Source organism: Escherichia sp. E3659 (assembly GCF_005781135.1).
Taxonomy (GTDB): domain Bacteria; phylum Pseudomonadota; class Gammaproteobacteria; order Enterobacterales; family Enterobacteriaceae; genus Escherichia.
On the sequence record NZ_VATQ01000020.1, the window covers coordinates 1 to 8,550 of the forward strand.

The 8,550-nt window shown below is 33.6% G+C and carries 6 protein-coding genes; all 6 read left to right on the plus strand.

The features are described 5' to 3' along the window. The first annotated feature begins 1,236 nt into the window (after positions 1–1,236). The 6 genes from FEK47_RS15050 (at position 1,237) to FEK47_RS15075 (ending at position 8,141) form a co-directional block, all read left to right on the plus strand. Positions 1,237–2,013 carry an ABC transporter permease gene (locus FEK47_RS15050; RefSeq protein ID WP_000124294.1) on the plus strand — a complete coding sequence of 259 codons (777 nt, stop codon included), beginning with the start codon at positions 1,237–1,239 and terminating at the stop codon, positions 2,011–2,013. Continuing rightward, entirely contained in the window at positions 2,010–2,678 is a 669-nt protein-coding gene (locus FEK47_RS15055; RefSeq protein WP_135487269.1) for an ABC transporter ATP-binding protein, read from the plus strand. Before FEK47_RS15050 ends, FEK47_RS15055 begins: the two co-directional genes overlap by 4 nt. A gap of 43 nt (positions 2,679–2,721) precedes the next feature. Then, positions 2,722–4,029, plus strand: coding sequence for a CDP-glycerol glycerophosphotransferase family protein (locus tag FEK47_RS15060; protein WP_138183235.1), 1,308 nt, complete (start codon positions 2,722–2,724; stop codon positions 4,027–4,029). 39 nt (positions 4,030–4,068) lie between these two features. Then, complete coding sequence (locus tag FEK47_RS15065) at positions 4,069–5,442, plus strand: bifunctional cytidylyltransferase/SDR family oxidoreductase (protein ID WP_138183236.1); 1,374 nt, start codon at positions 4,069–4,071, stop codon at positions 5,440–5,442. Between the two features lie 16 nt (positions 5,443–5,458). Beyond that, positions 5,459–6,583 carry a hypothetical protein gene (locus FEK47_RS15070; RefSeq protein ID WP_138183237.1) on the plus strand — a complete coding sequence of 375 codons (1,125 nt, stop codon included), beginning with the start codon at positions 5,459–5,461 and terminating at the stop codon, positions 6,581–6,583. Positions 6,584–6,944: 361 nt separating this feature from the next. Then, positions 6,945–8,141, plus strand: a complete 1,197-nt coding sequence (locus FEK47_RS15075) for a hypothetical protein (RefSeq protein WP_171020854.1) — start codon at positions 6,945–6,947, stop codon at positions 8,139–8,141. The last annotated feature ends 409 nt before the right edge of the window (positions 8,142–8,550 follow it).

An 8,550-nucleotide genomic window follows, 5' to 3' on the forward strand; every position in this document is an offset into this window, starting at 1 on the left:
TGTCAGCGCTGCTGAGAAGGCAGGAATGGTGAACGTGCAGCGACTGGAGTTTGGGCGGGGGTAGGTATTGCCATTTCCTTAACCCCACCTGATAACCCTTAGCCCAATGGTGAGTGTGGAACTGTCAAACCCGCTCACCGGGCTGAGTTCTGATGTAGCAAGAATTATCTCCCTCCAGACCACCACGGAATGTTCGACAATATTGTAGGAATTCGTTTTTCACCATGTAGTCCTTGTGAATCGACATCTTTCTCAGACTGTAAAGTTGCTTAAGTGTTTTGACACATTATGATTATTAATAGTTGCAATAAATCATTGGGTAACAATTGATAGGCCAAAACATATAGGATAATTCTTGTGTGATCTGTATTTTGTGTAGCCTGGAAATTAGTAAAATTCCTGGAGATAATCAGAAAGGGAATTTCAAATAAGCACAATAATTTCCAAAGAAACTATTCGTCGATTTTAGGAAAAGTCTGCTCAGGTATATCTACCGAGGGATAATGCTGGCTGTAACGCTGGTTAAAATAAATACACAAAATAATCAAGATGTATATTTTAATCGACGAAAATAATTACTTCCGGGATTATTGATGCGACTTAAATAACACCATTTAAATGTGATATAAATCACAAATATGGCTGTGAAGAGGGTGCTGTAGATATAAATAAGAAGTACATGAGTGAATTTTAAATAGGGAAATAGTTTCTCGCTAAACAATTTATTGGTAATCAATCGCATGCGTTCTGGTTTGAGGCAGATTGCAGGTGTTGCTACGCATAAAATTCATAGGTGGCATTATAATCAAGTAGTTAACAGTAATAGTAAAAAATAATTTCTTGCGAAATTAGCAGCCCATTTTGAATAAGTGTGTTCCGGAGTAATTCAGAACGCATGCTGCTTTACGTCTTTTTCAAGCCATATTGGTTAAGCAAAAAGAGGTAGAAATAATTTCCTGAGAAATTAACTCAACATTCTGAAATGGCCAGTTTTCTGAAATTACCAGAAGACCGAATACATTCATGCCTGAAGAATGGATTAGAAGAAACGAGACGGAAATAGATCTATTTATCCCTGTGGAAATAATTTCTGATGAAATTGTTTGCGGCTATTAAAAAGGTCAAACCGTCTGAGTGAATTTTATCCAGTTACAAACAAGTATTACCTCCAGTGTATTGGTAGCTGTTAAGCCAGGGGCGGTAGCATACCTGAAGAGAATAGGATCACATCACCAAATGGCAAGAAGTGGATTTGAAGTCCAGAAAGTCACCGTAGAGGCATTATTTCTACGAGAAATACGAACACGCTTTGGTAAGTTCCGTCTGGGATATCTGTGGGCGATTCTCGAACCCTCTGCGCATTTGCTGATACTGTTGGGCATTTTTGGTTACATTATGCACCGCACGATGCCAGACATCTCATTCCCGGTGTTTTTACTTAATGGCCTGATTCCCTTTTTTATCTTTAGCAGTATCAGCAATCGTTCTGTAGGTGCTATTGAAGCGAATCAGGGTTTGTTTAATTATCGACCAGTAAAACCCATCGATACGATCATTGCGCGCGCACTGCTTGAGACACTGATTTACGTTGCTGTTTATATATTGCTCATGCTTATCGTCTGGATGGCAGGCGAATATTTCGAAATAACAAACTTTTTACAACTTGTGCTTACCTGGAGTCTGCTGATCATTCTTTCATGTGGCGTCGGCTTAATATTCATGGTCGTTGGCAAAACCTTCCCTGAAATGCAAAAGGTCCTGCCGATACTGCTTAAGCCGCTGTATTTCATCTCCTGCATCATGTTCCCTCTACACTCGATTCCAAAGCAATACTGGTCATATCTACTCTGGAACCCATTAGTGCATGTCGTGGAGTTAAGCCGCGAGGCAGTTATGCCTGGCTATATCAGCGAAGGCGTGAGTCTGAACTACCTGGCAATGTTTACTCTGGTCACCCTGTTCATCGGTCTGGCGTTATACCGAACGCGTGAAGAGGCAATGCTGACATCATGATTAAGATTGAGAATTTGACGAAGTCCTATCGCACGCCAACGGGGCGACACTATGTCTTTAAGGATTTAAACCTCGAAATCCCTTCAGGAAAAAGTGTCGCCTTTATTGGTCGCAACGGAGCGGGTAAATCAACGTTACTGAGAATGATTGGCGGCATTGACCGCCCCGACAGTGGAAAGATCATCACCAATAAAACAATATCATGGCCAGTCGGCCTTGCAGGTGGATTTCAGGGAAGTTTAACCGGACGCGAAAACGTAAAATTTGTTGCGCGGTTATACGCGAAGCAAGAAGAACTGAAAGAGAAAATTGAGTTTGTTGAAGAATTTGCCGAACTCGGTAAGTACTTTGATATGCCGATTAAAACTTACTCATCTGGTATGCGATCGCGTTTAGGCTTTGGTTTAAGCATGGCATTTAAGTTTGATTATTATATCGTCGATGAAGTAACCGCAGTCGGTGATGCCAGGTTTAAAGAAAAGTGCGCTCAATTGTTTAAAGAAAGGCATAAAGAATCTAGTTTTTTAATGGTTTCACATAGTTTGAATTCATTGAAAGAGTTTTGTGATGTGGCCATTGTGTTTAAGGATGATAATGCTATTGAAATGGAATTGGATATAAGCAACGCCATAAGTGAGTATAGAAATAATAGTGTTTTGAGATAACATTTTTAAATATTTTACCATCAATAGATAATAGGAGGGGGAGTTGACTAAACTAACCAAGTTAATGACTAAGCCTGATTTATTTTTCAAGGATATGTTAAAAAAAAGAATTCCATTTGAGATAAAAAAAACAAATAAGGATGTTAATAGCCAAAAAAAATCAGAAAAGGTAACAACGTTAAAAAAAACAGCTAAAGAACCTAATGTAATACTTAATTCAAATATTATTGAACAACATAAGATAACTGATAATATTAGGTTTTCAACTGAAATTAATCATTTAATTCACATTGGGGAATTGATAAAGTACTCTTCTTATATAGATTATTGGATAGGTGAATTTTATTACGCAAAAGTAAACTTTGCTTTGCTTGTTAGAGACCCAAAACTGTACCAATGGGCAATTAGTAAATATCCGCAAGCAAATATTGTATATGCGAAAAATGCAAGTGCAGTTGAGGAGATATTAAATAAGCTACCACACCTTAGAGCAGTATATTATGTATCAAATACCGCAAACCTTATTCATACGTTAAGATATAATAATTACAAACATATATTTTTAGGCCATGGAAATCCAGAAAAAACACCTGGTGCTCATAAATTTTTTAGAGTATATGATGAAATTTGGGTTGATGGCCAGGCTGCTATTGAACGCTTTAAAAAAGCATCATTCAACACAGACTATATGAGTTTTGTTATAGTTGGCAAACCATCGTTAAAATATATCATAAATAATGCTGTTAAAAATAGAAATGAAAGCTATACAATAAAGCAAATATCTTATTTGCCAACATGGGAAAACTCAAGTGAGGAGAATAACTACTCATCATCTCACTTATCACCAAATCTCCTGTTTAAAATGCATAAACAATTTAATTGTAAGATATTTGCAAAATATCACCCATTGACGGGAAGTCGTAATAAATCCCTAGCGATAATAGAGAGGGATGTTAATGATTATCTTGTCGATTGTAAAGATATGACTTATATATTTGATAGAAATGAATCAATTTCCAAGGTCATAATAAATAGCGATCTCATTTTGTGCGATTATTTTTTAGGCGTTGAAGTTTGTTTGTCCGCTCTATCCCCTATATTTATGTATATACCAAATGATGCCGTTTTAAATTTATCTGAAAACCAAATAGACATTACGCGATGTGCATACGTATTCTCAAATACAGAACAATTGATAAGTTTGATAAATAAAGTTATTTTACAAGGAGATGATTATCTCAGTGATATTAGATATAAGACATTAGATTATATCTATGGAGTAAATGAAACAATAAATAATGAGTTTTGCACTCAGCTTCAGCGTGTTAGCACTGAAATGCCCACTTTTTAAAATTATGATCTGCATTTATTAAATAGATAGGTTATTCGAATGAAAAATATCGCTGTAATTCTTTCTGGTGGTTCTGGTACTCGTTTCGGTGGACAGCAACCAAAACAATTTACTAAACTGGCTGGTCGAGCCGTGATTGAATATACCATTGATGCCTTTGAAAGGGCAGAAGCAATTGATGAAATAATTATAGTTTCACAACCGCATTACATCGATATGATGTGGGATTATGTGAAAAAAAATCAGTGGAGTAAAGTAAAAAAAATTTTTAATGCTGGAACAGAGCGATTTGACTCAACTTATTCAGCGATAGAAGGGCTTGATAGCGAGAGTGATAATTGTAATATCTTATTCCATGATGCTGTGCGGCCATTGGTAAGTGAAAGTATAATAAATAATTGCATTGAGTCACTAAATATATTTGATGCAGTAGATGTTGTTATTCCTTCATCTGATACGTTAGTTGAGGTTTATGATGATGGGTGTATATCTAATATTCCCAACCGGAGTAGAATGAGAAGAGGGCAAACCCCGCAGGGCTTTAAGTTAGGTATCATCAAACAAGCTTATAAGAAAGCCATAAACGAAAAAATAGGGAATTTTACCTGCGATTGTGGTGTTGTACGTTCAATGTTGCCGGGGGTTCGTGTTGCTACTGTCATGGGATCGGAGGCAAACATGAAAGTTACACAGCCTATAGATTTATTTATTATAGAAAAACTTCTCCAAGACTCAAATAAACTTTCATATCGTAATGATGATGACCTCAAATTTATGGAAAATAAAAATGTTGTAATATTTGGTGGGAGTAGTGGTATTGGGGAGGAAATAAAAAAAGCAGCAATACTGCTAAATGCTAATGTTGAGATTGCAAGTCGCAGAGTAAATAATGTTGACATTTCCAATCTTAATGATGTAGAGCATTTTTTGGAAATGGTAAGTAATAAACTAGGATCTATAGATTATATTATTAATACAGCAGGTATTTTGATAAAAAAACCAATTGATGTTCTTGCTGATGATGAAATTTATGATTTAATAAATATTAATTATACTGGTGCAGTAAATATAGCTAAAGCTGGGAAGAAATATTTGAAAAGAACATCTGGCATGCTGCTTAATTTCACCTCAAGTTCATATACAAGAGGAAGAGCTTATTATGCATTATATTCATCATCAAAGGCAGCTATTGTTAACTTCACTCAAGCAATTGCCGAGGAATGGGGGGAAGAGAATATTAAAGTGAATTGTATTAATCCTGAGCGTACCGCTACTCCCATGCGGATAACTAATTTTGGAATGGAACCTACTGAAAGTTTATTAGATCCTAGAGATGTAGCATTAACTAGCCTAAAAGTTTTAGGAATGAATAAAACCGGATTGATCATAGACATTCGTAAAGATGGTCGATAAATAACGGAGAAAACTTGTGTCTTTAGATAAATTATATTACATATACATTGATACTAAAATTGAAGGTGCCATAGAACAACTAATTAGATATTTTAGGACACAAGTTTTCAAGCCCCAACATTGCATTGCAATATACTGCAAATATTATAAAGAAATAGAGTTTCCATTTTCAAGAAAATTTGCTGAACACAATATTTCTTTTAAGTTTATAAGAAAATTTTCGGAAATGGAGCTTAAAGCTGGAAAAGTTGTATTCTATTTGTTTAATGCACAATCTAATTGTCGGGTTGTTGCTAATCGCAATTTAGTTCATATATTTGTTACCCATGGGGAAAGTAATAAACTGGCATCAGTTAAACCAATAATCCGTATTTATGATTATGTCATTACTGCTGGAGATGCTGGGATTGATAGATACTTAAAGGCTGGAATATTTTCTCCATATGATATACAAAATGATAAGATTATTAAGTTAGGTAATACCTTTACAGGTGACAATCTATTTACATTCAATCCCAGCTCAAGACATATTGTTTATGCACCAACATGGGAAGGAGGAATTCCCGAAGAAAATTATTGTTCTATAAGCAAAGAGAGAGCTTATCAAATAGCTAGATTCTGTAAGAAAAATAACATATCAACTATTTATATACAGATACATCCTAATTTAGGACACCGGGATATTAAATACAAAAAACTTCTAAGCGATTGTACAAAATTATTAATTAAGTTTGGTTTGAAAGTTGTAAAAATTAAAAATGATATTATTGAAAGAACATCTTTTTTATACTATTTTACATGTAAAAAAAATACGCCAATAGAAGTATCATTCGCATTAACTGATATATCTGCAATGGAGGTTCAATTTCACTCGAAAGGAATACCATGCGCGGTAATAATGAATAAAAAAATCTCACACATGCCTAGAAAAATGGAAGAGTATTATGAAAAAAACTCATTTAATCATGTTAATACATCTCTCAATTTTAACAAAGATATGAATGATATAAAAAAATATTTGATATCATACTCCTATCCATTTTTAAAAGAAATGTCTTCTTCTGAGAGAGTATTATGGTTATGCAAATACACTACTCATTTGCATAAAGAAAAAAATAATGAGCTAAGTTTGTTATACTGAGTTTAAGGTTAAAATCTAAATCTATATTTTTATCTTTACAACTTTGTTGAGAAATCTCTGGTTTTAAAGTTCATTGAAGATAATTGTTTATAAGTCTAGAGTCTGAGTATACATATAACCCATCAGGTGACTGTTTTCCGCGATTAAGTATTCATCGTCTGGTAATTTCTGACATGATTTTTCTAATTGTTACTGGTAAATATGCCAATGTGAAATAGATTTCGACCCTAATTGTTAATTTTTTAAAGGTTTTATACTCGAGTATAAATATATAAACTTTCCTCTGACAAATATCACTGCTAACACATTAGAATATTGTCGTAACATTTTATATATAACATATTATATGAACGGAGTTTTTATGACACAAAATAAAAAAAAATCAAAATCGATATCATCAGAAGTAAACAACATCATTACTGAAAACATAAAGCTGTTCACAAAAATACCACATTTAATTCATACTGGAGAAGGTATAAATTGTGCATATCAGATAGATATGTGGGTAGATGTCTTCATGTCCTCAGGGGAACCATTTGCTATACTAACAAGAAATATTGAATTGTACCAATGGGCAATACGTAAGTATCCATATTTAAATATAGTCTATGCAAAGCGACCGGTCGACGTAGATGCAGTCTTAAATAATCTTCCATGGCTATATGCTATTTATTACACATCAAATACAGGGAATTTAATTCACACGCTAAAGCATAATAAATTTAAACATATATTTTTAGGACATGGAGATAGTGATAAAGCAGCAAGTGCACATAAATTTTTTAGAGTATATGACGAAATTTGGGTCGCGGGCCAGGCACATATAGATCGTTTTAAAAATGCTAATCTTGAAATTAGACATTTACATTTTGTAAAAGTGGGACGTCCTAATTTAAAAAAAATAATACAAGATGCAATGAGAGAATTTTCATGTGAAAATGAAAGTAAAAATAATACAATAGTATATTTACCTACATGGGAGGGAGTTTATGAGGAGAATAATTACTCTTCAGCGAGGTTATCACCAGTTTTTTTATCACAAATATCACAAAAAACGAACTCAAAGATAGTTGCTAAATTTCATCCATTAACAGGTACAAGAGATCGTTCGATGTCTCAGTTATATACAGCGTTAAATGATACTTTCGCTGATTGTCCATATATGCTTACTGTAACTGACTCCACATATTCCATTCCGAAATTAGTAACGGAGGGTGACTTTTTTATTTGTGATATTTCTGCTGTCGTAAGTGAATGTATTTCCTCTTTACGGCCAATTTTTGTTTACGTTCCTTGTGACAGAAATATCACTATGTCAAATAGTAGTTTGAGCTATGAGGATTATACCTATACTTTTTCGACTATCGAGCAATTAATAGAGCTGATTGATGATGTTATCATCAATGGCAAAGATTATTTAAAAGAAGCACGCTATAAAGCACTGGATTACTTATTAAGTGTTAATGAGACAATTAATGATGAGTTTATAAAACAATTACAGCTAATCTCTCATGCAAATGGAGAAAATGAAAATATTAGAGAGATTATTGTTCAATAGATTTTATTTTTTTTGTTTCATTTGCAATTACTGATATTTCTGCTAGAGAAATACAAATTCACTCTCGCAAAATTCCATGTGACGTAGTATTGAAAAATTAATAGTAGGGATAATATATATTCCAAAAAAGCACATCAACTTTATAAGGGGAATCAAATCAAATGTAATTAAAATATGCCATCCTGCCATTATGATATAATTAACAACTTGATATTGTATTTACTGCCAGAATTAAATGATTGTGTGGTTATGTTCATGAAGATAAGAAGATAAAGATAAAATAGTTTGAATTATATATTAAAATAGTTTTGTTAACAGATGAGTTGTTACTATGATAAATGCATTTAAATTTTATAATGTGTTTTTTTTAATTTTTATTAGTTGTATTGCAAACGCAAACGCAAACGCA